This is a genomic window from Chryseobacterium sp. 2VB (assembly GCF_005503635.1).
GTDB classification, from domain to species: Bacteria; Bacteroidota; Bacteroidia; order Flavobacteriales; family Weeksellaceae; genus Chryseobacterium; species Chryseobacterium cupriresistens.
The window spans coordinates 25866-50018 of the sequence record NZ_SCNC01000017.1 but is presented as its reverse complement, the minus strand read 5'-3'; the positions used below and the strand labels follow the sequence as shown (position 1 = coordinate 50018).

The 24153-nt window shown below is 36.6% G+C and carries 20 protein-coding genes and 1 pseudogene; 12 read left to right on the top strand and 9 right to left on the bottom strand.

Going from position 1 to position 24153, the window contains the following annotated elements; translation table 11 throughout:
- The first annotated feature begins 3 nt into the window (after nucleotides 1-3).
- The 5 genes from nuoK (at nucleotide 4) to FFS26_RS15530 (ending at nucleotide 7716) form a co-directional block, all read left to right on the top strand.
- Complete coding sequence (nuoK, locus tag FFS26_RS15550; RefSeq protein ID WP_002983557.1) at nucleotides 4-333, top strand: NADH-quinone oxidoreductase subunit NuoK; 330 nt, start codon at nucleotides 4-6, stop codon at nucleotides 331-333.
- Between the two features lie 2 nt (nucleotides 334-335).
- Nucleotides 336-2249 (top strand): NADH-quinone oxidoreductase subunit L, encoded by a 1914-nt coding sequence (gene nuoL / locus FFS26_RS15545; RefSeq protein WP_062675589.1) that lies wholly within the window; start codon nucleotides 336-338, stop codon nucleotides 2247-2249.
- Between the two features lie 2 nt (nucleotides 2250-2251).
- The gene (locus FFS26_RS15540; RefSeq protein ID WP_137905476.1) at nucleotides 2252-3745 is read left to right on the top strand and encodes a NuoM family protein; all 1494 of its coding nucleotides are present in this window, start codon (nucleotides 2252-2254) and stop codon (nucleotides 3743-3745) included.
- Nucleotides 3746-3761: 16 nt separating this feature from the next.
- Nucleotides 3762-5141 carry an NADH-quinone oxidoreductase subunit N gene (locus FFS26_RS15535; protein ID WP_110009637.1) on the top strand — a complete coding sequence of 460 codons (1380 nt, stop codon included), beginning with the start codon at nucleotides 3762-3764 and terminating at the stop codon, nucleotides 5139-5141.
- A 262-nt stretch (nucleotides 5142-5403) separates the two neighbouring features.
- Nucleotides 5404-7716 (top strand): GAF domain-containing protein, encoded by a 2313-nt coding sequence (locus FFS26_RS15530; protein ID WP_137905475.1) that lies wholly within the window; start codon nucleotides 5404-5406, stop codon nucleotides 7714-7716.
- A 12-nt stretch (nucleotides 7717-7728) separates the two neighbouring features.
- On the opposite strand, the pseudogene FFS26_RS15525 reads toward FFS26_RS15530, so the two are convergent.
- Both FFS26_RS15525 and FFS26_RS15515 read right to left on the bottom strand, forming a co-directional pair.
- A pseudogene (locus tag FFS26_RS15525) lies at nucleotides 7729-8618 on the bottom strand (bestrophin family protein).
- Nucleotides 8619-8666: 48 nt separating this feature from the next.
- Entirely contained in the window at nucleotides 8667-9842 is a 1176-nt protein-coding gene (locus FFS26_RS15515; protein ID WP_137905473.1) for a Pycsar system effector family protein, read from the bottom strand.
- A 26-nt stretch (nucleotides 9843-9868) separates the two neighbouring features.
- On the opposite strand from FFS26_RS15515, the gene FFS26_RS15510 reads away from it, so the two are divergent.
- Together FFS26_RS15510 and FFS26_RS15505 are read left to right on the top strand one after the other, a co-directional pair.
- Nucleotides 9869-13585: a metallophosphoesterase gene (locus FFS26_RS15510; RefSeq protein ID WP_137905472.1), complete on the top strand. Its 3717-nt coding sequence runs from the start codon at nucleotides 9869-9871 to the stop codon at nucleotides 13583-13585.
- Between the two features lie 312 nt (nucleotides 13586-13897).
- Nucleotides 13898-14620 (top strand): hypothetical protein, encoded by a 723-nt coding sequence (locus FFS26_RS15505; RefSeq protein WP_137905471.1) that lies wholly within the window; start codon nucleotides 13898-13900, stop codon nucleotides 14618-14620.
- A gap of 80 nt (nucleotides 14621-14700) precedes the next feature.
- On the opposite strand, the gene FFS26_RS15500 is transcribed toward FFS26_RS15505, so the two are convergent.
- The 6 genes from FFS26_RS15500 to ruvX form a co-directional block, all read right to left on the bottom strand.
- Nucleotides 14701-15513: a hypothetical protein gene (locus FFS26_RS15500; protein WP_110009644.1), complete on the bottom strand. Its 813-nt coding sequence runs from the start codon at nucleotides 15511-15513 to the stop codon at nucleotides 14701-14703.
- A 29-nt stretch (nucleotides 15514-15542) separates the two neighbouring features.
- Entirely contained in the window at nucleotides 15543-16415 is an 873-nt protein-coding gene (locus FFS26_RS15495; RefSeq protein WP_110009645.1) for an SdiA-regulated domain-containing protein, read from the bottom strand.
- Nucleotides 16416-16472: 57 nt separating this feature from the next.
- Entirely contained in the window at nucleotides 16473-17240 is a 768-nt protein-coding gene (mazG, locus tag FFS26_RS15490; RefSeq protein ID WP_110009646.1) for a nucleoside triphosphate pyrophosphohydrolase, read from the bottom strand.
- A 235-nt stretch (nucleotides 17241-17475) separates the two neighbouring features.
- Nucleotides 17476-18033 (bottom strand): DUF5606 domain-containing protein, encoded by a 558-nt coding sequence (locus tag FFS26_RS15485; protein ID WP_110009660.1) that lies wholly within the window; start codon nucleotides 18031-18033, stop codon nucleotides 17476-17478.
- A 74-nt stretch (nucleotides 18034-18107) separates the two neighbouring features.
- Complete coding sequence (def, locus tag FFS26_RS15480) at nucleotides 18108-18680, bottom strand: peptide deformylase (protein ID WP_110009647.1); 573 nt, start codon at nucleotides 18678-18680, stop codon at nucleotides 18108-18110.
- The gene (gene ruvX, locus FFS26_RS15475) at nucleotides 18677-19093 is read right to left on the bottom strand and encodes a Holliday junction resolvase RuvX (RefSeq protein WP_137905470.1); all 417 of its coding nucleotides are present in this window, start codon (nucleotides 19091-19093) and stop codon (nucleotides 18677-18679) included. The genes def and ruvX overlap by 4 nt, the downstream gene beginning before the upstream one ends.
- Nucleotides 19094-19208: 115 nt before the next feature.
- On the opposite strand from ruvX, the gene FFS26_RS15470 reads away from it, so the two are divergent.
- Together FFS26_RS15470 and FFS26_RS15465 are read left to right on the top strand one after the other, a co-directional pair.
- On the top strand, nucleotides 19209-19685 hold the full coding sequence (locus FFS26_RS15470) for a SixA phosphatase family protein (RefSeq protein ID WP_110009649.1): 477 nt from the start codon (nucleotides 19209-19211) through the stop codon (nucleotides 19683-19685).
- Nucleotides 19666-20559 (top strand): archaemetzincin, encoded by an 894-nt coding sequence (locus FFS26_RS15465; RefSeq protein WP_137905469.1) that lies wholly within the window; start codon nucleotides 19666-19668, stop codon nucleotides 20557-20559. Before FFS26_RS15470 ends, FFS26_RS15465 begins: the two co-directional genes overlap by 20 nt.
- Nucleotides 20560-20881: 322 nt before the next feature.
- Here the strand turns inward: FFS26_RS15465 and FFS26_RS15460 are convergent, their stop codons facing one another.
- Nucleotides 20882-22426, bottom strand: a complete 1545-nt coding sequence (locus tag FFS26_RS15460) for a serine hydrolase (RefSeq protein ID WP_110011733.1) — start codon at nucleotides 22424-22426, stop codon at nucleotides 20882-20884.
- An 88-nt stretch (nucleotides 22427-22514) separates the two neighbouring features.
- Between FFS26_RS15460 and FFS26_RS15455 the strand changes: the two genes are divergently transcribed.
- From FFS26_RS15455 to FFS26_RS15445, 3 genes are all read left to right on the top strand, one after another.
- Entirely contained in the window at nucleotides 22515-22982 is a 468-nt protein-coding gene (locus tag FFS26_RS15455; RefSeq protein ID WP_110011732.1) for a hypothetical protein, read from the top strand.
- A gap of 58 nt (nucleotides 22983-23040) precedes the next feature.
- A complete protein-coding gene (locus tag FFS26_RS15450) occupies nucleotides 23041-23538 on the top strand; it encodes a metallophosphoesterase family protein (RefSeq protein ID WP_137905468.1) in 498 nt (165 codons plus the stop codon).
- A 110-nt stretch (nucleotides 23539-23648) separates the two neighbouring features.
- Nucleotides 23649-24143: a Smr/MutS family protein gene (locus FFS26_RS15445; protein WP_110011730.1), complete on the top strand. Its 495-nt coding sequence runs from the start codon at nucleotides 23649-23651 to the stop codon at nucleotides 24141-24143.
- The last annotated feature ends 10 nt before the right edge of the window (nucleotides 24144-24153 follow it).

The following is a 24153-nucleotide window of genomic DNA, read 5'->3' as shown; positions in this document are numbered from 1 at the left end:
ATTATGGGAGAAGTAAATACATTTATACAAAGCATCCCTTTGGACTACTTCATCATTCTTTCATCAGTATTATTCTGTCTGGGAGTAATGGGAGTATTGCTTAGAAAAAATGCTATTGTGATTCTGGGCTGTGTAGAGCTTATGCTGAATTCTGTAAACCTTTTATTGGCAGCTTTTTCAGCGTATAAAGGCAACGGCGACGGACAACTTTTAGTTTTCTTCATTATGGTGGTAGCAGCGGCTGAAGTAGCAGTAGGTCTGGCAATTATTGCGATGCTATATAGAAACACCCGTTCTGTAGATGTGAGTATATTTAATAAATTAAGAGGATAAGAATGGAGAATCTAGTATATGCAATAGTACTTTTACCACTTTTAGGGTTTCTTATTAACGGGCTGTTCGGAAAAAATCTTCCAAAAATATTGGTAGGATCTCTGGCTACTGCTGTAGTTTTCGGATCTTTCTGTATTGCAGTAAGCCTTTTCATGAATTTCAATTCTGAAAGCCAGCCTGTCATTGTAAAAGCTTTTGAATGGTTTAGAGTAAACGGAGTTCAGATTAATTTTGGATTCCAGATTGATCAGCTTTCTTTAATGATGGTAATGATCATTACGGGTATCGGTTCACTGATCCACTTATACTCTATCGGATATATGAGTCATGATAAAGGATTCTACAAGTTTTTTACTTATCTGAATCTTTTCATCTTCTCGATGTTACTTTTAGTAATGGGAAGCAACTACCTTATCCTTTTTATCGGATGGGAAGGTGTAGGTCTTTGTTCTTACCTGTTGATCGGATTCTGGTATACCAACGAAGAATATGGTAAAGCAGCAAGAAAAGCTTTCATTATGAACAGAATTGGTGACCTTGCGTTATTGATCGGTATCTTCATGATCGCTTCTCAAACCAATGCTGTAGATTATCTTTCTGTAGCAGAAAACGCTTCAAAATTTGAATTAGACGGAACAGTGATTATCTTTATCACAGCGAGTTTATTCATCGGTGCTACCGGTAAATCTGCTCAGGTTCCATTATATACATGGTTACCGGATGCGATGGCGGGACCAACTCCTGTATCAGCGTTGATCCACGCGGCAACGATGGTAACAGCAGGTATCTATTTGGTAGTAAGATCCAATTTCTTATTTACTTTAGCACCAACTGTACAGGGAGGAATTTTATTCATCGGATTCTTAACGGCTGCTTTGGCAGGGTTCTATGCACTTCGTCAAAACGATATCAAAAAAGTGTTGGCTTATTCTACTGTTTCACAGCTTGGATTCATGTTCATCGCTTTAGGTCTTGGTGCCTATACAACAGCAATGTTCCACGTAATGACACACGCATTCTTTAAAGCGTTATTATTCTTAGGTGCAGGTTCTGTAATCCACGCGATGAGCAACGAACAGGATATGCGTTTTATGGGAGGTCTTAAAAAATATATTCCTCTTACCCACGCTACATTCCTTATCGGAACATTAGCCATCTCAGGTTTCCCTTTATTATCAGGGATGATCTCCAAAGACGAAATTTTAGTAGCAGCTTTCGCTAAAAACCCGATTTACTGGGTAATCTTATTTGTTTTAGCGGCAATGACTGCAACGTATATGTTCAGACTATACTACCTGACATTCCATGGAGAATTCAGAGGTACTGAAGAACAAAAGCACCACTTACACGAAAGTCCGTCAAATATGACATTACCATTGATCGTATTGGCAATTCTTTCTGTAATCGGAGGTTTTATCAACCTGCCACACTTCATCGGTCACGGACATTACGCTAAACTGATGGAATGGTTAAAGCCGGTTCTTACGGAACAAAGCTACAGCCAGATGGAAGCCACTCTTTCAGGAGTACCTTTCAATACTGAAATGATCTTATTAGCAGCTACAGTCTTGATGTTCTTCACTGTATGGTTCATCGTTAGAAATACTTATGTAAGTAAGAAAAAGATGGCTGTTGCAGAGGAAAACTATACCGGATGGGAAAAGCTTTCTGCTAAGAAATTATACGTTGACGAACTTTACAACGCATTGATTGTAAAAACTGTTGAAGGATTAGGACGCGGAGGAAAAATGTTTGATAAGGGTATCTTAGACCGTTTTGTAAACTTTGTAGGTGATGGTGCTGAAGACAGCGGAAAAGCTATGAAGCGTGTACAGAACGGAAATGTAGAGACATATATCCTTATCATGTCTTTAGCGGTGGGAATTATATTAATTGTTAACTTTTTATTACAATAATAATGTCTTGTTTGTTATTAACATTATTACTATTACCTCTAGTAGGTTCGGGATTAGTTTTTGCCTGGAAGAATAATTCCAGCAAATATTTGGCGCTTGGAATTGCATTGGTACAAATGCTCCTTACGTTCTACGTACTTTCGGATTTTGATTTTACTCCGACAGTAGACAGCGTATTGCAGCATGAGATCAATTATCCATGGTCACAATTTATGAAGAGCTCTCTTCACTTCGGTATCGATGGAATGAGCATGCTTCTTTTATTACTGACCAATATTCTTGCTCCAATCATTATTTTATCATCTTTTAACGAAAATGTAAACTATAGAAATACATTCTACGGACTAATTCTATTGATGCAGTTTGGTCTTGTAGGAGTATTCACTTCTTTAGACGGATTGTTATTCTACATTTTCTGGGAAGTAACTTTGATTCCAATTTGGTTCATTGCCGGACTTTGGGGACAAGAGAATAAAAGGTTTGAATTCACTACGAAATTCTTCGTATATACATTCGTGGGATCATTATTTATGTTAGCCGGATTGATTTATGTGTACAACCACTCTGCATCATTCGCTTTAACAGATTTATATAATGCTCAGCTGAATGAAGTACAGCAGACTGTGGTATTCTGGTTTATTTTCTTTGCTTTTGCAGTGAAATTACCGGTATTCCCTTTCCATACCTGGCAGCCTGACACCTATACCTACTCTCCTACTCAGGGATCCATGTTATTATCAGGGATCATGCTGAAGATGGCAGTATATGGTGTAATGCGTTACTTACTTCCAATCACTCCGCTACCAATTGCCGGAATTTCAGGACAGATTGTAATTATCCTTGCCATCGTGGGTATTGTTCACGGAGCTTTGATTGCTATTATCCAGACGGATATGAAGAGAATCATTGCGTATTCTTCTTTCTCTCACGTAGGATTGATGGTAGCGGGAATCTTCGCTTCAGCAGTAGTTACTTTAAGAGGAACTTTCAATGTAGAAGGTGCTGAAGGAGCTTTGGTACAGACATTTGCTCACGGTATCAACGTAGTAGGATTATTCTACTGTTGTGATATTTTATACAAGAGATTTAAATCAAGAGACATCAGACAAATGGGAGGTTTAGCTAAAGTAGCACCTAAGTTTGCTGTATTGTTCCTGATCATTATACTAGGTTCAATGGGAGTTCCATTGACTAATGGATTCATCGGGGAATTTATTTTGTTGAAATCAGTTTATGATTTTAACGGAACAGCAGCAGTCATTGCTGGTCTTACGGTAATTCTTTGTGCGGTGTATTTATTAAGATTCTACGGAAAAGCAATGTTTGGAGAAGGAGATGAAGCCGTTTTAGGTACAGCAAAAGATTTATCAGGCGTAGAATTTTCTGTATTGGCAAGTTTAGCGGTTTTTGTGATTTTACTAGGTATTTTCCCACAACCGGTAATCGACATGGTGAGTAGTTCGGTGAAGTTTATCTACCAATCAATGGTAAGTTAATTTGATATTTTAAGAAATGAGTGTTTTAATTATTGTTTTCCTAACGGCAGTTATTGCGTTATTTTCAGGAGTTTTTGAACAAGGAAAATTCGCAAGATACATTGGGATTTTGGGATTAATCATCGCATTGTACGTAAGTTTTATGCCGGAATGTTCGTTTTTCGACCATTACAAGCATATGTATGAGTACAGTGACAATACCGCATTATTCACTAAAATATCAATCGTAACAACTTTATTGTTATTCTTCCTGGGCGGTTTTGCTTTCAGCAACCACAGAAGCCACCAGTCAGAATTATATGCATTGATGCTATTCGCATTATGTGGAGGGATCATCCTTTTCGGATACCAGAACCTGGTGACGATGTTCTTAGGAGTTGAGATCCTTTCTATTCCATTATATGTAATGGCTGGAGCTAACAAAACTGATCTGAGATCCAACGAAGCTTCTATTAAATATTTCCTTATGGGTGCATTCGCAACAGGTTTCTTACTGTTCGGGATTGCGTTCATCTATGGAAGTGCAGGAAGTTTTGATCTGTACAAAATCCACGACTTTGGAGTAGCAAATGCTGGAAATGTAATGTTCATCTTGGGTGTATTACTGATTCTTTGTGCATTGGCATTTAAGGTAGCTTTAGCTCCTTTCCACATGTGGAGCCCTGATGTTTACGCAGGTTCTCCTTCATTAATCACAGCTTTCATGGCGAGTGTAGTAAAGATCTCAGGATTCTTTGCGCTGTTCAGATTGATGACGCTTGGTTTCGCGGGAGTAACTCACGAATGGATTAATGTTTTAGGTGTATTCTTAATCATTACATTACTTTTGGCAAACGTTATGGGTCTTGCTCAGACGAATGCAAAAAGAATGCTGGCATACTCTTCAGTTTCCCACGCAGGATATATCGGATTGGTATTCTTTGGAATGACAAGCCTTTCTACTTATAACCTTGCCTTCTATCTGTTTGCTTATTCTTTATCTACAGTAGGAGTTTTCATGTGTCTGATCTGGGTAGAGAAATTAAAAAGAGAAACTTCTTTCGGAGCTTTCAAAGGATTGGCAAAAACAGAACCTTTACTGGCGACAGCAGCAACGATCTCAATGCTTTCAATGGCAGGAGTTCCGTTAACAGCTGGTTTCATGGGGAAATTTGCTTTATTCTCCCAAGCGATGAACGGTGCTGCATTCTTAGTACTGGTAGCTGTGTTAGGTTCTGCCCTATCCATTGCTTACTATCTAAGACTGATCATTGCAATGTTCTTCTTTAAAGAATCAACATTCAAATCATCAGAAAAAGTAACTCTTACATACAATATCATTGCAGTAATTGTTATTGCCCTGATCATCATCCTTGGAGTTTTCCCGGATCTATTTGCAAAAATGTTCGGATTGTAAAATCTGAATTTTAAGATATAAAAAGCACAACTCGTCGGTTGTGCTTTTTTATTATCCTTCAAATAATGAATTTCTCATCCCAAAAACTTTAATTTTTATTTATCTATAAATCTATAATCTGTCTGTATAAAAAAACAGTAAAGAATTATAAAATACCTTGCAGAGTTTCCCAAAGCACCTGCAAATTATATACAATAAAATAAAAATTCCACACGATCAATATTCTGCTTTTTTCATAACTTTACTTTAAATTTTTCAGCTCTTGGCTAATCTCTATAAAAAAGACTCTCCCTTTCAGGTTTATATATCATTCAAAAAATATTTGGATGTTCTGGAACATATCCGGTATAATGACAGACTGGAATACAGGGTCAATTATGCAGAGTCCTTACTAGAGAGCACCCGAAATTTTAAAGACCTTAGAGAAGGCTTCCAGGATACAGCCCTTCTTGAAAAATACGAAGACCTCATCAGACTGCTTCTTGCCGACCTTTTCCCGACAGGTCTCACCAGAAACGAAATAAAAGCGGCAAGTATTCCGCTTTCCAACATTACCTTCAACTATACCGAAAGGTTTAAAGATATTCTGAAAGATGCCGGAAAAGACTTTGAAATAGAACTCAGGAATATTTCAGATAACGAATTCTATGTATTTTGCTGCTGTCTGATTCTTCAGAGCTATTTCAAAAAAGATATTAAAAGTACACTTCCGTTTTATTATGACATCCCGAATAAGCAGGGAATCATGAAGCATTATAAAATTACGGTCAATTCAGATTTTACGGAAATTACTCCTACAAAAGATGCCAAAATTCCATCTGATGATATTCTGGATATGCTTTTGGAAAATCTTGATGATTTTAAACTCTGGAAAAAGTATTTCCCTTCACAATCGTGGATACTGAAAGGATTTACCATTATTTCACTGGTAGACTGTACCTCTGAAGTGGCCCTTTCCGATCTGAAATCAAGCATGATTGAAATTGATCCGGAAAATATGAATCCCAATGAAAATCTGACTGAAATTTTCAAATCCTATTTTGATGTTCCAGAATTGAGCTTCGGACTGATGACGTTCAACAAAAAGGAACAGAAACTGGATAAACTTCCGATTTACGAAAGTCTTCTCACAAATCACATTCTTGATTTCTGGATCAATGCATTTGATGAAGAAACCCGCAAGAGTACTTTTAATAATTTAAATCATAATTCAAAGCCTGTAGTTGTTTCCAATGTAAACAACCTGGAAGAGAATGTCAAGATGCTTCCTTCCTTCAGTATTTTAAAGGATAATAATGTGAACAGCTTCATGGTAATTCCTATCATGAAAGACGGCGAGCTCCTTGCCATCATGGAATTCACCTCTCCTATTGCCGGAAGTTTCAATGGTTTAAAGCTTAAAAAACTGGAGTTTTTTACCGATATGGTTCTCTTCTCTCTGAACAGGTTTTACTTTGAGAAAAACTATCAGATAGAAGCCATTATCCAGCGTGAATATACCACGATCCACGACAGTGTGGTCTGGAAGTTCAGAAATGAAGCTGAGAAATATTTTACGGCGTCACTCGGAAAAAAGATATATACTTTAAAACAGATTGCATTCAAAAATCTTACCCCGTTGTTTGGGGTTTCGGATATCCGTTCTTCTTCTGAAAAGCGTTTTAATCTGATGCTGCAGGATCTCAACCAGCAGATTGAATGGCTGAATGAAATTCTGACACTCACCAACTCGGATTCCGAAAAATTTATACTGGCACTGGATGTTTTTGAAAATGAGATCAACAATGAGATCAAAGCGGATACGGAACAGCGTTTTCAGAGATTGTTAAGAGAAGAAATTCATCCTTTTTTACAGGGAAAACTGGAAATTAAAACGTCCAGGGAAATAAAAGCAAAGATCAAAGACTATTTCTCCCACATTTTTACTTCTACGGATCTGTTTTATCATCACAGAAAAAATCTTGATGATTCTATCACGCTTGTTAACCGAAAACTGGCAGATATGCTGGATGAAAGCCAGGTAAAAGCACAGGAAATTTTTCCGCATTATTATGAAAGGTTTAAATCTGACGGTGTGGAACATAATCTATATATTGGTTCTACCATCGCTCCTGAGCTGCACTATACTTCAAAAGTAGTCCACAAACTGAGATACTGGCAATTGAAAACCATCTGTAAAATGGAACTTGAATTTCAGTCGTTCAAAAAGTATCTTCCGGTACCACTTGATATTGCTTCACTGATTTTCGTCTATAATGAAAAAATAGACATCCGTTTCAGAATGGATGAAAAACGTTTTGATGTAGACGGAGCCTACAATTCCTATTACGAGATTATTAAAAAACGTCTGGATAAAGCCCATGTGAAAGATTCTTCAGAACGTATCACCGCTCCCGGAAAAATCACTATTGTCTATTTCGGAATGGAAAATCAGAAGGAATATTTAGATTATATTTCCAAACTCCAGAAAAAAGGGGTTTTACAGCATGACGTAGAATTTTTAAGAGTAGAAGATCTGCAGGGAATCACGGGATTGCTGGCGTTAAGGGTTTCCTTTACACTTCCACAGGAATAAAATGATGCTTCTTTAATCCACAAAATAAGTATCCGGCTTCTTCAGTTCGCCCTGAGGAATTCCTGCCTGCTCAAAAATAGAAAACTCAATCGTACGGCAGATGCTGTTCAACGCAAGATCATTTTCCTCTTCACCAAAAGGCTCTCCAATCTCCCGAATAATAGCATCAAGAGCAATAAAGGTATAACTGATCAGCAGAACGATCAACGGCATCATCCATCCCAACGTATCTACCAGCCCGAAAGGAAGCCAGAAACAATATAAATAAACAGTACGATGCAGCAAAACGCTGTAAGCAAAAGGTAATGGTGTATTGTAAATCCTCTCACATCCGCTGGAAATATTAGAAAACTGATTCAGCTGATGATCCATAGAAGTCATAACAATGGTATCTATATTTCCTTTTTTATTCTGTTCTTTGAGCCAGTCTGCAATAAAACCAAGAATAATATTGGGAATAAATTTCTTGTTCTTCACCTGTTCCAATTGTTCTGGTGAAATCAGTCTCTCAAGATGTTCTGTACCAGATTTATCTCTCAGCTGAAAGTTCAGTGACCATGCAAATGCAGAAATCAGCTTGATGATTTTCTCTTTTTCCTCTTTAGCTTCAGACGAAGAATCGTTTACCAGCGATAGGATCTGTCTTGTAAGGGATCTGGTTTCAATGACCAGTAATCCCCAGAGTTTCCGCCCTTCCCAGAAACGGTCATAGCTTGCAGAATTACAGAATCCCATAAAAAATGGCATGCCAGTCCTATCAATGTAAAAATGGTAGGATTAAGATGCACTTTATAGTCAAAGATTTTTCCTTTGAAAAAGTAAATAGCCAGAGAAAACAGCGTGATAATGGTAAGCTGAACAACAATTTTCTTTAATACGGATCCTCTCCATATAAATAACATTTTCAGTCAATTGGTACGCTGTCTGACGATCATTTGTATGTTTATTAATTAAAGACTAAGAAAAGCCGCCCCGAAAGATAAAACGGAAATAATAATTCCAGCCATAAAAATCTTGTAGGTAATGGATAAAAGCTTATACTTCCTGTTAAGAACTTTCCCGAGATAATACAGATCCTTCACCATTGAGTCATAAATATAATCCCTGTCTTTAATAAGGTCTTTCATGGCATTATTATAATCGTCAAACAACATCTGGTGAAAGTTTCCAAAGAACAATAGGTTTACTTTTCTGTTGGCAATATCCTGAGAAGTAAATGTTGATTTGGTTACATTCGGTTTTGTAGACAGAATCGCAAATATGATCGTCAGTACACTTGACAGCAATAGTATGAAACTTGGAAGAATCAGATGTGAATTTTTAGGAGCATCCAGCTTCGGAACCAGTACGGAAAGGCATACTGAAATAATAATGGCATTTACAGATAAAAGAATATTGGCTTTACTGTCTGCAATATCACTCAGTCTCGTATGATTATTAAGGGTCACCCTGAATAAGGTATCTACACTTCTGTCCGATTTTTCCTTTTCTTTTTTACCTTCTGAAACCTCCTTTTTACTTTCTTTCTTCTCTTCTTCTTTTTCCAGCTTCTTTTCGATTTTTTTGATGTTTTTCTTTTTCAGAGGTTCCCAGTTTTCCTTGGCATAATCCGTGTAAAAAGTATGCTTGTTCTTCAGCATATCCAGATTTCCGGCATTCCATTCTTCATTGGAAAAACATCTTACATTCGTCAGTTCCCATTCTTTTCTCAAAGCATCGGAAATATCACTGTAATCATGACCTGCAAAATGGCTGAAATCGGCATCCTTTACGATTTTTTCCAGTAAATTCTGAGGTTCATAATGAATTTTGGTAGCCAGAATCAGTTTTTCAACGTCTGCAATATAGTTTTCAGGATAATTTTCCTGATGTAAAAAGGTTTTCATCACTTCCACACTTCTTTCCTCATGGTTCAGGGCACATTCTATATACCCCGTATCATGAAACCATAATGCTACGAGTACCTTCTCCTGATCTTCCTCAGAAACAGGAGTATTTTTCATGATTTCCTCAGCCTTATTAACGGTATAGGCAGTATGGATAAAATTATGATAAAAATATACTGAAGATAACTTATCTTTGAATAAGATTTCAACATAATTTTTAGCTTTTTGTAAAATGCTCATCCCTGAAATTTTGTTAATGTAAATTTATGAATTTATCCTTTAAAACTCATCTAAAAAATACTTCTATTGTTCTTAGAACAGTAATGTCCGCAGGAGTCCTTTATTCCTGTGCTACCTATAACGTGCAAAAGGGCAAAAACTTATTTGAAGTAAAAGATTCCGAAATAAAATCCGATAATGATTTTAAACTCTTTCTGATTGGAGATGCAGGAAACGCAGATGAACCTCAGGCACAAAAAACACTGAATTTACTGAAAAGTAAGCTGGATTCTGCCGACAGCAATTCTATGCTGATCTTTCTGGGCGATAATATCTACCCTAATGGTATGCCCAAAGAAACAGATAAAGATTATGCCCTGGCAAAACAAAAACTGGAAAATCAGCTAGCTATCACCAAAAATTTCAAGGGAAAAACATTAGTAATTCCCGGGAACCATGATTGGTACAATGGACTGGAAGGATTGAATACCCAGGAAGGACTTGTTAAAAAATATCTTGATGATAAAAAAGCTTTCCTACCAAAAAACGGCTGCCCGATTGATGATATCAATGTTTCCAAAGATATCAAGCTCATTGCCATCGATACAGAATGGGTAATAGCGAACTGGGATAATTATCCGGGAATCAACAAAAACTGCAACATCAAAACCCGTGAAGATTTTTTCACCGAGTTTAAAGATCTGATCATAAAAAATCAGGGAAAAAAAATAATTGTTGCCCTACATCATCCCATCATCAGCAGCGGAACACATGCAGGTTTTAATTCTGCAAAATCCCATCTTTTTCCTTTAAAGAGTAAAGTTCCTGTTCCTGTAGTGGCAAGTGTCATCAATATATTGAGAAGTTCCTCAGGAGCCAGTCCTGAAGATATTAATAATCAGCATTATGCAGACTTAGCCAACAGACTGAAAAGTATTGTTCAGGATAAGGAAAATATTATTTTCGTGTCCGGACATGATCATAACCTGCAATATCACGAAGATGGAAACCTGAGACAGATTATCAGTGGAGCAGGCTCTAAAACAGATCCCTCTACCATTGTAGAAAAAACAGACTTTTCCTACGGAGGAAGTGGTTTTGCGGTTTTAAATTTCAGAAAAGATGAAAGTACAGATGTTGAGTATTTTTCAACCAAAGATGCACAGCTTCAAAAACTCACTCATATTTCCGTGATTTCCAAACCGGATGTATTCGTCAATAATTTCCCTAATTCTTTTCCACCCACATTTTCTTCCACCATTTACCCGGTAGCGCTTACTGAAAAAAGAAAGTTTTACCGCTGGCTTTGGGGTGATCATTACAGAAGATACTACGGAATTCCTATTGAAGCACCAACAGCTAATCTTTCGGAATTGAACGGAGGATATATTCCTTTCCGGGAAGGTGGAGGAAATCAATCCAACAGTTTACGGTTGAAATCTTCAGACGGACAGGAATTTGTGATGCGTGGAGTGAAAAAAAGTGCGATCCGCTTTCTTAACAATATGGCTTTTCAGAAAAGTACATTAGGAGAAGAACTTGCAGATACATTTCCTGAAAAATTCCTGCTGGATTTTTACACAACCAATCATCCGTTTACCCCTTTTACGATTGGAAACATGTCGGAAAAGCTGGGTATTTTCCATAGTAATCCAAAGCTGTATTACATTCCTAAGCAGCAAGCTTTGGGAAGGTATAATGAAAACTACGGGGACGAAATGTACATGATTGAAGAGCGTTTTTCTTCAGATCCTAAAACATTGGCTTATCTGGATCATGCAAAAGATATCGTTTCTACAGATGATGTACTAAAAAATCTTAACAAAAGCGATAAATATTCTGTTGACAGAGAATCTTATATCAGAGCAAGGTTGTTTGATATGCTTATTGGTGACTGGGACAGACATTCTGACCAGTGGAAATGGGCAGAATATGAAGCAGGTGATAAAGTAATCTATAAACCTATTCCTAAAGACAGGGATCAGGCATTCAGTAAATATGATGGTGCAGCCTTCAGAATCATTATGAATGTTCCTGCCATTCGTCACATGAAAACCTTTACAGAAGATATCAGCAGTGTAAAATGGCTCGCTATGGAACCTTATCCGATGGATCTTGTATTCTTAAAAGGTGCAGACCAGAATGAATGGGAAACCCAGGCAAAATATATTCAGGAGCATCTGACGGATGCGGATATTGATGACGCTTTCCACAATCTTCCGAAAGAAGTGCAGGATGAAACCATCGATGAAATTCAGAGAAAACTGAAAATAAGAAAGACAAAACTACAGAGCTATGCCGCTCAGTATTATGATGTACTGCAGAAAAAAGTTCCTTTGGCAGGAACGGTAAATCCTGATAAGTTTGTCATCACCAAAAACGGACATTCCGTCCTTGTACAGCAATATAAGCTGGGTAAGAATAAAGATCAGAATGAACTTGTTTTTGAAAAAACCTATCATGATTCAAAAACAAAAGAATTATGGATCTACGGACTGGAAGATGATGACACCTATGTAGTAACCGGAAGCGGAAATCCTAAAATGACGATCCGGCTGGTTGGCGGATATAATCATGATACCTACAACGTTGCAGATGGAAGAAAAGTGAAAATCTATGATTTTAAATCTCAGAAAAACACTTACAATTCCGGAAATGCAACCAAAAACATTACGGATGATTATGACATCAACAGCTATAATTATAAGCATCCTAAATATAATTCCGTTGCCGGATATCCAAACCTGGATTACAACCCGGATGACGGTGTGATTGTAGGCGTTCTGGCCAATTACACAGTAAATAATTTTATCCGCGATCCATTTACTCAGAGGCACAGTTTAAAAGCTAATTTTTATACGGCAACTGCAGGATTTAGCCTTACGTACAAAGGTGTATTTAAAAAAGCAATCTCAGGCTGGGATATTAACCTTGATGCATTCTATACGACTCCAAGGTTCTCTCAGAACTTCTTTGGACTTTCCAATGAAAGTGAGTATGATAAGGAAGACACAGAAAGAGAATACAACAGAGCCAGAATTTCCAAGTTCAACTTTGCTCCTTCCATCTCTCAAAAGAGCTGGATGAACCTCAGCCACCAGTTTCAACTGACTTTTGAAGATAATAAAGTACAAAGAAAAGCTGACCGTTTCATCAACCAGTCTCCGGATGTGAGACCTGGCGTATTCAACAGCCAGCAGTTTGTTGGAGCCAACTATACCTTTGGTTATAAAAATGCTGATAATACGGCCTTCCCTACTCTTGGACTGGAATTTATGCTGAATGCAGACTGGAAAGCAACTCTTTCTGATTTTAATAAGAATTTCGTAACGGTAAAAGGAAAACTGGCCATTGACCACAGGATTGATAAAAAAGGGAAATTTGTATTCGCCAATTCCAGCAATGTGATGTGGATCAATAACAATAATTTTGAATTTTATCAGGCTGCAGCTATCGGAGGTAATAATGGAATGAGAGCCTTCAGAAACGAAAGATTCTCAGGAAGATCCTATTTCACCAATAACTCAGAAATCCGATGGGATTTTGGAAGGGTAAGAAATAATATTGCTCCCGCCAACATGGGAATTCTAATAGGATACGATACCGGCCGTGTATGGAATGACGATGAAAATTCCAGAAAATGGCATCAGTCTGTGGGTGCAGGAGTATGGCTGAGTATTGTGGAAATGATGTCTGCAAGATTAAATTATTTCTATGGTTCAGATGGTGGAAGAATTTCTGCCGGGGTGGGAATGAAATTTTAATCTGGTCCATTAAAAAAATTAATTCTCAATTTTGAATGAGTACCACCATCAAACACTCAATATAAAACATTGTTTAACAGTATTTTAAACTATTTTAAATTAAAAATTTGAAAAATTTCAATTTAAATAAAAATTAATAATTCAAATTTTCAACTCACATTTTTTACTGATAAAATAAATATGGCTTTTAAATAAAGGTCATATTTTCAGCTATATAAGTCAAAACCAGACATAGTTTAATATGATTATCAATTCCTTAAAAAATTGACATTTTAAAAACATTTTATATTTGTGGCAACAAAAAATCAACAAATGATGAAAAAAAAACTATTCTATATGGCTTTATTTGTCATGTTCATCCAGTTAAATGCACAGATAGGGATTAAAACATCAACTCCCCAACATACATTGCATGTCAACGGTTCACTTCAGGTTGTTAAAGATCTGAATGTAGGCGGAGACGATAGAACAAAGGGAAATTCCGGAAACAAAGGGGAAGTTTTAATGTCTAACGGAGCAGGGAATGCGCCGGTTTGGAAAACAATTGAGTCAGAAAACTTTCTAAAGGTAGTTTTTGTTGGAAACAAAACAGACATCAGCCCGGCTAGTGGAAGTTATACAGGTACGCATTCTACACCAGTCAATACTCATGAAAGTTATTCACAAACCTATGTCTTTAATGTGAGTAATAAGATTGATAATGCTTATCTAACGTACAATTCTACAACAGGACTTTTCACAGTAGTAAAACCTGGATTTTACAATATTGTTCCTTATGCTACCTACGATCTTAATTTAAATCCATCAGGACAAACTGCAGGAACAGCTAATTCATACATACAAAAAGTTTCCTCTACGCTCACAACATTAGCAGGCATATCTACGGGCCATGGAGAGCGTACAACAGGACTGAATCATAATCTTTCCTCCATTAACTTTTTCAATACGGGAGAATCCTTCAGAATACGCTGCCGTTATACTCAGGATTTCAGATTATCCAGCGGAAATATTCATATCTCATATCTGACTCCATAAACAATACAAACGTCAATCACTTCATTAACATTCATATATTCAAAACCCCACAGATTTCTCTGTGGGGTTTATTCTATCTGCTATTGCAAGGGAAAATATAATAACACCTGGCCATTATTATCGTAATTGTAGGTCCATTTTGATTTGGATATTCCTGGTTGCGGAGGTATACCGGTATCAGGATAATCAGCATATTCAGTCACTGATTCCTTAGCTCTAAAATTATTTTTTGATAAACTCTTTTCATAAAAGTCATCATTAATCAAAAATAATTTTTTAAATGGATTTTTAGCATTGTCAAAATCTGAATACACAGTAGTTGTGAACTGTTTATCCTTACCAGTGGCCTTTTCTAATGTTTCACTTTTAGAAAGATTACTATTTCCATCAAAATAATAGGTTGTAAAAAACTCCTGATAACCACGCTTAGTATATACACTTATTGTATTGGTGCCATACGCATAAGTCCTTGTCATCTCCAGTTCGGCAAAAGTTCCATTCTTATAATACTTTTCAGCCTTAACAGGTCTGTTGTTTTCCATCAGGTAAGAAGTCGTTCTATATCCGGAAGTCATTTCCTGTTCAAGGTAATCTATTTGTACCTTATTGTTTGTATAACTTAACTGAGTAATAACATCAGGATAAAAAAATTGAAAATTTCCGGTTACGAAATAGTTTCTTCCAAGCATTTTCTGTAAACGTCCGTTTTCGTAGAAAAACCGATAGTATTTATCTGGACTCATTAATGCTGTGCGCTGATCCATCAGAAAAATATACCCTTTATCAGGTTGTAAATCTTCAGTTTGATTTTCATTTACAGTTATAGATTCATCATTAGTACTACTGCAAGAGGAAAAACCTAGCACCAACAGGATATACAATATTTTTTTCATAGTTATTTAATCTGCTGCAAAGATAAAGGTTATAGTGAAAAACTATACACATTTCCCCCCTCATCTTTCCCTTTCTCATCTGCGATCATTAATGTTTTATCATCAAAGAATACAATAGCTTCCTTCTGGGAATTATGGTTCAAAGGAATTTTTTGAATTTTAGCAGAATTAAAATCGTTAGCAGTAAATCCGGTAAGCACATGAACATTTTTATGGGTAAGCAACACGATTTTATCTTTTGTGCTGTTGATACTCGCAGAGGTAATAGCAGCATCATTATACCCTCCATCAAGCTTTAATTTTCCTATTAGCTTAGCTTCAAAATCACCCTCTTTGTTAGGAACCTGGAATACAAGAAAGGTTCCGTCAAAACCTTTGCTTCTGTTTTTGGTGAATAAGTAAAAATTGCCATCCATTTCAACAAAACCTTCACAGTCGTACAACAGGTTCGATTTTTTCGGAGGAAATTCTGTCTGCCCCTGATAATGAAATTTTGTAGTCTGAACAACTTTGGTAGCAATTTGTTTGCTGTCTTTCAAATCTGTTTTTAAGATCGCCAGATCCTGTCGGTTATTGTCATTATTTCCAAAATCTCCGATATAAATATTTCCCTGAGAATCGGATATGATGTCTTCCCAGTCTGTATTTTCAGCATTTTCTACCGGTATTTTTGCCAGCATGTCACCTTTATCACTCAGTCCATATATTGCATTTTTATTTCCCTTGTCTTCTATTGCCCAGATGGTTTTCTTATCTTTTGACAAAGTAATTCCGGAAACTTCCTTCAACTTTTTAGGTAAGGTAAACTGGACTTTCAGTTCATCCTCTTTAGCAGGGGAATTCTGAGCTTTTGGATTGCAGCTCAATAAAAGCAAAGCAGGTAAAATAAGGAAACGTAACATATTTAATTTTTATTTTTTTAACTGAATATAAGAAGCATTAATTGTTCCAATCGGCAACTATGAAAGTTTTTTTGCCTGTTCCCAAAGAACATCCATTTCTTCCAGAGACATGTCTGCCAGTTTCAGATCCTGTTCTTCGGCAAGACCTTCCATCTTTTGAAATCTTGAAATAAACTTCAGATTGGTTCTTTCCAATGCAGAATCTGGATTGATTCCTGAAATCCTTGCATAGTTAATCAGAGAGAAGAAAACATCACCCAGCTCTTGTTCTTTTTTATCCAAATCCACTTCAGCATGGAACTCCTGAATTTCCTCATCTACTTTTTTCCATGCGTCTTCAGCATCGTGAAACTCAAAACCGATTCCTTTTACCTTATCCTGAATTCTGTAGGCTTTTACCAAACTTGGCAGACTTTTCGGAACTCCGCCTAAAATAGATTTATTTCCTTCCTTTAATTTTAATTTTTCCCAGTTCTGCTTCACTTCTTCTTCATCTTTCACTTCCGTATCTCCATAAATGTGAGGATGACGGAAGATCAGCTTTTCATTCAGGGAATTGATAACATCTGCAATGTCAAAACTTCCTTTTTCAGAACCTATTTTAGCATAAAAAACAAGGTGAAGCAGGACATCGCCCAGCTCTTTCTTTATTTCCTGTAAATCATTCTGCAAAATGGCATCTGAAAGTTCATACGTCTCTTCAAGGGTAAGATGACGAAGGGATTCTAACGTCTGTTTCTGATCCCATGGACATTTTTCACGCAAATCATCCATAATATCCAGTAATCTTCCGAAGGCCTCCAGTTTCTCTTGTTTCGTATTCATAAATAATGGGAAATTCAATCTTATACAAATGTAAGGGTTATTCGGGCATCATTACAAACGTTGGAAGTAAAAGTTGCAGAGTGCAGAATTTAGGATAGATTTGATATGTAAACCTAACAGGTTTCGAAAACCTGTTAGGTTTGGAATATTAGCACGAAATGATCTGCTGTTTGAAAAAACAAAAAACCTTGTCCGGAATTCCCAGACAAGGTTTTATATTGTTAATTCAAATGAATTATCCTTGTTTTCTGTGTGTACTCTTTGGAGCTGATTTAGCAGCGGAAGTAGCTTTTACTTTTGGAGCTGCTGGCTTTTCTGCTTTTGGAGCTGCTTTTTTAGCTTCTTTTTCAATGCTTACTTCCTCAGCTGGCTCACCATCTAAAGTTTCAGGTTCTGCTTTCACAAAGCTTTCAGGCGTAATATATCCTGCTTTTTGAAGGATGTTGTACCACTGAGCCAATTTCTTGATATCAGAAGAATATACTCTTTCTGTGTCATAGTTTGGAAGAGAAGCCAGCATAAAATCTTTCAGATCTGCATCAGAAGATTTGTGAGAGATTGTTTCCTTATAATCGTTGTTTTTAGCAATATTTTCAAATACTTCAAACAAAGGAACTTCTTTCTCAAATGTAAACATGGCGATATTGTCCAATAAACTTACCTGGCTTGAGTTTCCAATGCTTACTTTTTTCTTTGAGGTAACATCTTCAATGATGAATCCGTTTCTTAATTGAGAAACTAATTTGAAAAGTCCTGGTTTTCCAGAAATTGAAATTATTTTTTCTAACAGCATAATTTTATTTTTTGTAAATTCTGCAATCAGCACTAGCTTTTTGCTTTTTATTATTTCTTTTTAATCCTTGTTAATTATTTTGGAAATCTCATTTTGTAACCGATGTTTACGTCACCCTGAGAAATTTTCGTCAGCTTACCTTTTACCAGTTTCTTCTTCAGAGCACTCAGGTGGTCGGTAAATAAAATCCCTTCAATGTGGTCATATTCATGCTGAATTACGCGGGCTCTAATATCGGAAAAAGTTTCTGTATGTTTCACAAAATTTTCGTCATAATATTCAATAACGATTGTTCCTTTTCTTTTCACATCTTCTCTTACATCCGGAATAGAAAGGCAGCCCTCATTGAACTTCCATTCTTCACCTGATTCTTCAAGAATCTGAGCGTTGATAAATACTTTTTTGAACTCTGCCAACTCATCTTTAATATCTTCATAATCCTCATCTTCTGCAAGAGGCGTCACATCTATTACAAACAGACGGATGTCCAAACCAATCTGTGGCGCTGCAAGACCTATGCCATTTGCGCTGTACATGGTTTCGAACATGTTATCTATCAGTTCCTGTAATTCGGGATAGTCTTTGTCTATATCTTTTCCTACTTTTCTCAAAACAGGATCCCCAAAAGCTCTTATCGGTAATATCATCTTAATCTTTGTTCTAAAAAATTCTGCAATATAATTGTTGCGCTTACTTTATCTATTAATCCTTTTTCCTGCCTCTTTTTCTTGTTTTTTCCACTTTGGGAAATAAAAAAAGAAGCCATTTTGGATGTAAATCTTTCATCGAAACGGTGAACTGCAATATCCGAAAATTCTTTTTTAAACTCTTCTATAAATTTTAAAATATCGGTTTCCACTTCCGAAACATTTCCTTTCAAATCTATGGGAAGTCCAATCACTACTTCATCTACCATATTTTCACTGAAATATTTTTTCAAAAATTCCATTAAAAAGCGGTTCTCCACAGTCTCCAGCCCACTGGCTATAATCTGCATATCATCGGTTGCAGCGATACCACAACGAGCCTTTCCGTAGTCTATTGCAAGGATTTGTCCCATAAGTCTGCAAATTTAGTAAAATTTACTGATTTTATTCATAACGCAGTTTTTTTATGTAAATCATGTTTTATTCCATTATTTTTTTTATAATTTTAATCTTCCAAAAAACAATTATATGAAGAAACTCATCCTCGTTAGACATGCAAAAAGCGACTGGCCGGAGGAAACGGAGGACTTTGACAGACCTTTGGCAGACAAAGGTTTGGAGGATGCTATGCATATGTCCAGATTCCTGAAAAGCAATAATATTTCTATTGATCATTTTGTGTCCAGCCCTGCGGTTCGTGCACTGAATACCTGTAAGATTTTCAATCAGGCTTATCAACTAAACTGTGCTACTGATGAAAAATTGTATAATCCTTCAGAAAGAAGCTTTGAATCTGTAATTTATGATCTGGATGACAACCTGAATTCGGTTGCATTCTTCTCTCACAATAATGGAATTTCCAATTTTGCCAATTCTATTTCTGAGGATATTTTCCATTTCCCCACTTGCGGAGTGGCGGGTTTTGAGGTAGACTGTGATTCCTGGTCAGAGTTCGATGGTGCCAAAAAGAAACTGCTATTCTTTTATGAACCGGGGAAAATATAACTTTACTTCTTTACTTTTTTATGTCTCAATATTGATCCTTCTTTTCTCATGTCAGAAACAGAAGAAAACCTACTATGAATCTATTGCACTGAATGATATAAAACTTTCCTCTTCTCCAAAACCCGGAAGCTGGCGGTATAATCATGAGGAACATTTTCAGACATTTGAAGATTTTCAGAAATTAAAAAAGATAAAACCTGCATCTGGAAAGAACACCATTTATCTTCAGCCCATCGGGCAGTTTGATGAACTTCACAAAAAAGAAATAGCACTTACCCAACACTATTTAAAAATCTATTTTCAGCTGGAAACAAAGGTTCTTCCTGTTTTGCCTAATACTATTTTCCCTGAAAAAGTTAAAAGAATTTCAAAGGAAGGACAGGAACAGGTTCTTGCAGGATATGTACTGGACAGTATTCTGATCAAAAGAAAACCTAAAGATGCTATTGTATTAATGGGTATTACGGAGAAAGACCTTTTTCCATTACCGGAATGGAATTACGTATTCGGACTGGCTTCATATGAGGATGGCGTGGGAGTAACCTCTATATACCGATTTGCAGACGGACAATTAACAGATTCTAATTTTAACAAAAGTCTTTTAAGATTAATAAAAATCAGTTCACACGAGATCGGGCACATGTTTGGAATCAGCCATTGTCTGAATGCCAACTGCGTGATGAACGGAACCAATTCATTATCGGAAACTGATTATCATCTTGCCAGAGCCTGCTCACTCTGCCAAAGAAAACTGAATTCAAGTATCCATTATGATAATAAAAAAAGATTACTTGAACTAAAAAATTTCTTTGAAAAGCAACATCTTAACACAGAACTTACGTTAGCAAATCAGGATCTGAATCTTGTACAATAAACCAACATTCCTGTTACCGACTGCATATTCCCCTCCACCGGAGGGGTGGCAAAAAATTTATTTTTTGACGGGGTGGTTAACTTCCGCTAAAGCCATTATCGTTGTAAACATGAAAAAACGGGCTTCCTTCTTGAAATGGTGTTCGTAACCTTTCAGCTTATGCTCAGGATGATAGTCCGTTCCTATTGAATTATTTCAGTTTTAATTTTCAATAATCATTAAAATGAGTGTTATCTGAATAAATTAGTGGCATTCGTAGTTAACAAACAAAAAAAGAACGGACCCAAGCCCGTTCTCCATAGAATATTTTATAATCTCTATTTTATTTCTTCTTCAAATCCAGATCATCAAAATCAAAACTGAAATCTGTTACATCAGAAATCGCCTTTAATTTTGCAGATTCTACTTTTCCGTTTTCGTCATAGCTGAAAATGATATAGGCATCCGCATCATAGCTTCTGTCATCCCATTTGATAATGAAAGAATTATTGGAATAAGGAAGCAGCTCACCTTTTAACCTTGGAGAGTTTTTGCACGAAATTCTGTAGCTATTTCCCTGTTGTGTAATTTCTACATCACCAAACCATACATCATTGTAAGTTCCTGTAAACTGTTCTGCTTTTGGCTGCTGCGCTTTTTCTTTTTTGAAGGCTTCAGATTTTGCAAAAGCGTCTTTCTTTTGTTTGTTGAATTCGGCTTCCATTTTAGACATTCTTTCGCTATAGGTTTTCAGCCAGTTTCTGTCTGCAACACCAAGATAAGAATCTTTCACGGTATTGGTAATTGTGTTGAAAGCGGCTCCGGACTGTTGGTTCGTCAATACTACAATTCCCAGTTTCATATCGGGAATTAAAGTAAATTGGGTAACTGTTCCGATCAATCCACCGGTATGCTGTACCTGTTTATGTCCTTTCACATCACTCAGAAACCATCCTAAACCGTATCCGTAGAAACTTGTATCATAAGGATTTTTCGCAGCCACCCTATCCGGAATCTGCAGGCTCCAAAGTTGTTGAACATTCTTATCCGAAACCAGTTTTTTCCCATCTTTAGTGGTGAAATTATTTAGGAGACATTCCGCCCACGTGGTCATGTCTTTAATGTTACTCATAATTCCACCTGCAGCATTGCCCGTTTCGTTCCAGTCGTGGGGAACAGCAATTGCTTTTCCGTCTACCGGAGCATGTGCATCAATTTTATTGGCAACAGCCTTTGCTCTGCTGTAGCTTCCGAAACTTGAAGTCATTCCTACAGGTTTCATAATTCGCTGTTCAATAAATTCCGCCCAGCTTAATCCGGAAATTCTGTGGATAACTTCTCCGGCTACAATAAACATGATATTGTTATAATCCAGTTTCGTTCTGAAAGGATTTTCCGGTTTCAGATATCTCACATTGTGCACAATATCATTAACGGTTAAATTTCCTCCTTCCGGAAAAAACATAAGATCTCCCTGTCCAAGTCCTAATCCGGCTCTGTGAGTAACAAGATCCTTGATCGTTACATTTTGAGAAACATAAGGATCATACATTTGAAACTCAGGAATATATTTTGAAACTTTATCATCCCAGTTCAGTTTTCCTTCATCTGCTAAGATGGCTAATGCTGTACAGGTAAAGCCTTTTGAGTTGGAAGCAATCCCTACCAGCGTATTGTCATCCATTGGCTGCTTTGTTGTAAGAGAACGTACCCCAAACCCTTTGGAATAGATCATTTTACCATCTTTCACAATGCCTACCGACATTCCCGGTACATCAAAGGTTTTCAGGGTATTTTGGATCAGTTCATCCAGTTTTTTTTCTTCAACCTGCGCATTGGCTAATCCTACGGTTAAAAGAAAAATGAAAAAAGAAAGTTTCTGTTTCATTGTTTATTTTAATTTTCCCAAATTTACTAAATATTAAGAGATGCTAATTTTAGCGTTGTTAAAACTTTACAATAAATCAGTTGTATTCATGAAAAAGCCTATTTGTATCTGTATTTTCTCTCTTTTCGCTATCATTGGGATCAAAGCCCAGGACAGAACTGCCAATCCTTTGCTTTTGCAAACCTGGAATCTCAGTAAAATGGATACTTATATTTATACTTATGAAAAACAGGATGGTTTTGAAGCAAGAAGAGAAGGAATCAGATTTCAGAAAAACGGAAAAATTACAGGAAATCTGATTAAATCAACCTTAAGATATGATACGCTGGAAGAGCCTGTTACCAAAAAAAATGAAAAGCCGGACCGTTACATCGGAAGCTGGAAAAAAACTTCAGACTCTACAGTAACGTTGGTTTTCCCTTCTAATACTAATATGACCGGCACTTTTGTTATTTCAAAGCTTACGGAGAATCAACTGAAACTGAAAAAGGTTTTCAGTGCGGATATAGAAAAGAAACTGGATTCCATCAGGAAAACAAGAAATATTACCGATTAGGATCTCCTATAAATTGATAAAAGCTTCTTTATATTTGCACTCTTAAAAATGGCAGTACATGACAAAAGTTCTTCTTCTTTCCGATTCCCATTCTTATATTGATGACCGTATCCTGGAATATGCTTCTCAGGCTGACGAAGTATGGCATTGCGGAGATTTCGGAAGTCTGGATGTCATTGAGCAGCTGGAAAAAATAAAACCACTGAAGGGTGTTTACGGAAATATTGATAATGCTAAAATTCAGGCAGAATTTCCGGAAGTGAACCGTTTCTTTTGTGAAAAACTGGAAGTTCTGATGATCCATATCGGGGGTTATCCCGGAAAATATACTCCACTTACGAAAAAGGAAATGGCAGAAAAAGCTCCGAAATTGTTTATTTCAGGCCACTCTCATATTTTGAAAGCGATGTATGATGAGAAAAACAATCTCCTCCATTTGAATCCCGGAGCCTGCGGAAGACAGGGCTGGCATAAAGTGAGAACAATGATGCGCTTTGTGGTGGATGGTGAAGAAATCAGAGATCTTGAAGTGATTGAACTGGGACCGAGAGTGTGAAAGGCGAAAGGGTTTGAGAGTTTGAGGGTTTAAAGGTAAAGGAGTTTGTGTTCATACATTTTACTTTCTACCTTTGCACAAATATTGGTTCATACAAACCTTTAAAAATTATGAAGATCGGCGATAAGGTTTCGGTAGTAGATGAGGATTTAAGCGGGGTAATTACTTCCGTGAAGGGTAATATTGTCGTTTTTAAAGATGAATATGGCTTTACCCATCAATATCCCAAAGAAAAACTGGTTCCGAAAGATGCTGATCTGTATGAAAATATAAGAGTTGTAACAAAAGCGGAACCTAAAAAAATCATTTCCAAGAAACATCAGAAAAATCATTTGGTTTTAGACCTGCATTTTCATAATTTGGTAAAGAATCCCAATGACTATGACAGCTTTGAAAGATTGTTTATACAAAAGGAAAAACTGATTGAAGTCATTGAGTTTTGCAGAAAAAACAACCTGAAGAGACTGGAAATTGTTCACGGAATTGGTGACGGTACTTTACAGAGGATGGTTCGGGACGTATTGGAGAGTCAGGTCAATATTGATTTTTATAATAAGGAAATACTTCACCATCAATCGGGTGCGGTAATGGTAGAATTTCACTAAATTTGCAGGA

What these genes read in the sequence shown, in the direction of transcription:
- FFS26_RS15505 (WP_137905471.1), top strand. Translation starts at nt 13,898, where the DNA reads ATGATGAAAAAAAAACTATTCTATATGGCTTTATTTGTCATGTTCATC.
- FFS26_RS15450 (WP_137905468.1), top strand. Translation starts at nt 23,041, where the DNA reads ATGACAAAAGTTCTTCTTCTTTCCGATTCCCATTCTTATATTGATGAC.
- nuoL (WP_062675589.1), top strand. Translation starts at nt 336, where the DNA reads ATGGAGAATCTAGTATATGCAATAGTACTTTTACCACTTTTAGGGTTT.
- FFS26_RS15500 (WP_110009644.1), bottom strand. Translation starts at nt 15,513, where the DNA reads ATGAAAAAAATATTGTATATCCTGTTGGTGCTAGGTTTTTCCTCTTGC.
- def (WP_110009647.1), bottom strand. Translation starts at nt 18,680, where the DNA reads ATGATATTACCGATAAGAGCTTTTGGGGATCCTGTTTTGAGAAAAGTA.
- FFS26_RS15465 (WP_137905469.1), top strand. Translation starts at nt 19,666, where the DNA reads ATGAACCGGGGAAAATATAACTTTACTTCTTTACTTTTTTATGTCTCA.
- FFS26_RS15460 (WP_110011733.1), bottom strand. Translation starts at nt 22,426, where the DNA reads ATGAAACAGAAACTTTCTTTTTTCATTTTTCTTTTAACCGTAGGATTA.
- FFS26_RS15470 (WP_110009649.1), top strand. Translation starts at nt 19,209, where the DNA reads ATGAAGAAACTCATCCTCGTTAGACATGCAAAAAGCGACTGGCCGGAG.
- FFS26_RS15455 (WP_110011732.1), top strand. Translation starts at nt 22,515, where the DNA reads ATGAAAAAGCCTATTTGTATCTGTATTTTCTCTCTTTTCGCTATCATT.
- FFS26_RS15485 (WP_110009660.1), bottom strand. Translation starts at nt 18,033, where the DNA reads ATGCTGTTAGAAAAAATAATTTCAATTTCTGGAAAACCAGGACTTTTC.
- nuoK (WP_002983557.1), top strand. Translation starts at nt 4, where the DNA reads ATGGGAGAAGTAAATACATTTATACAAAGCATCCCTTTGGACTACTTC.
- FFS26_RS15515 (WP_137905473.1), bottom strand. Translation starts at nt 9,842, where the DNA reads ATGAGCATTTTACAAAAAGCTAAAAATTATGTTGAAATCTTATTCAAA.
- mazG (WP_110009646.1), bottom strand. Translation starts at nt 17,240, where the DNA reads ATGAATACGAAACAAGAGAAACTGGAGGCCTTCGGAAGATTACTGGAT.
- FFS26_RS15535 (WP_110009637.1), top strand. Translation starts at nt 3,762, where the DNA reads ATGAGTGTTTTAATTATTGTTTTCCTAACGGCAGTTATTGCGTTATTT.
- FFS26_RS15495 (WP_110009645.1), bottom strand. Translation starts at nt 16,415, where the DNA reads ATGTTACGTTTCCTTATTTTACCTGCTTTGCTTTTATTGAGCTGCAAT.
- ruvX (WP_137905470.1), bottom strand. Translation starts at nt 19,093, where the DNA reads ATGGGACAAATCCTTGCAATAGACTACGGAAAGGCTCGTTGTGGTATC.
- FFS26_RS15510 (WP_137905472.1), top strand. Translation starts at nt 9,869, where the DNA reads ATGAATTTATCCTTTAAAACTCATCTAAAAAATACTTCTATTGTTCTT.
- FFS26_RS15445 (WP_110011730.1), top strand. Translation starts at nt 23,649, where the DNA reads ATGAAGATCGGCGATAAGGTTTCGGTAGTAGATGAGGATTTAAGCGGG.
- FFS26_RS15540 (WP_137905476.1), top strand. Translation starts at nt 2,252, where the DNA reads ATGTCTTGTTTGTTATTAACATTATTACTATTACCTCTAGTAGGTTCG.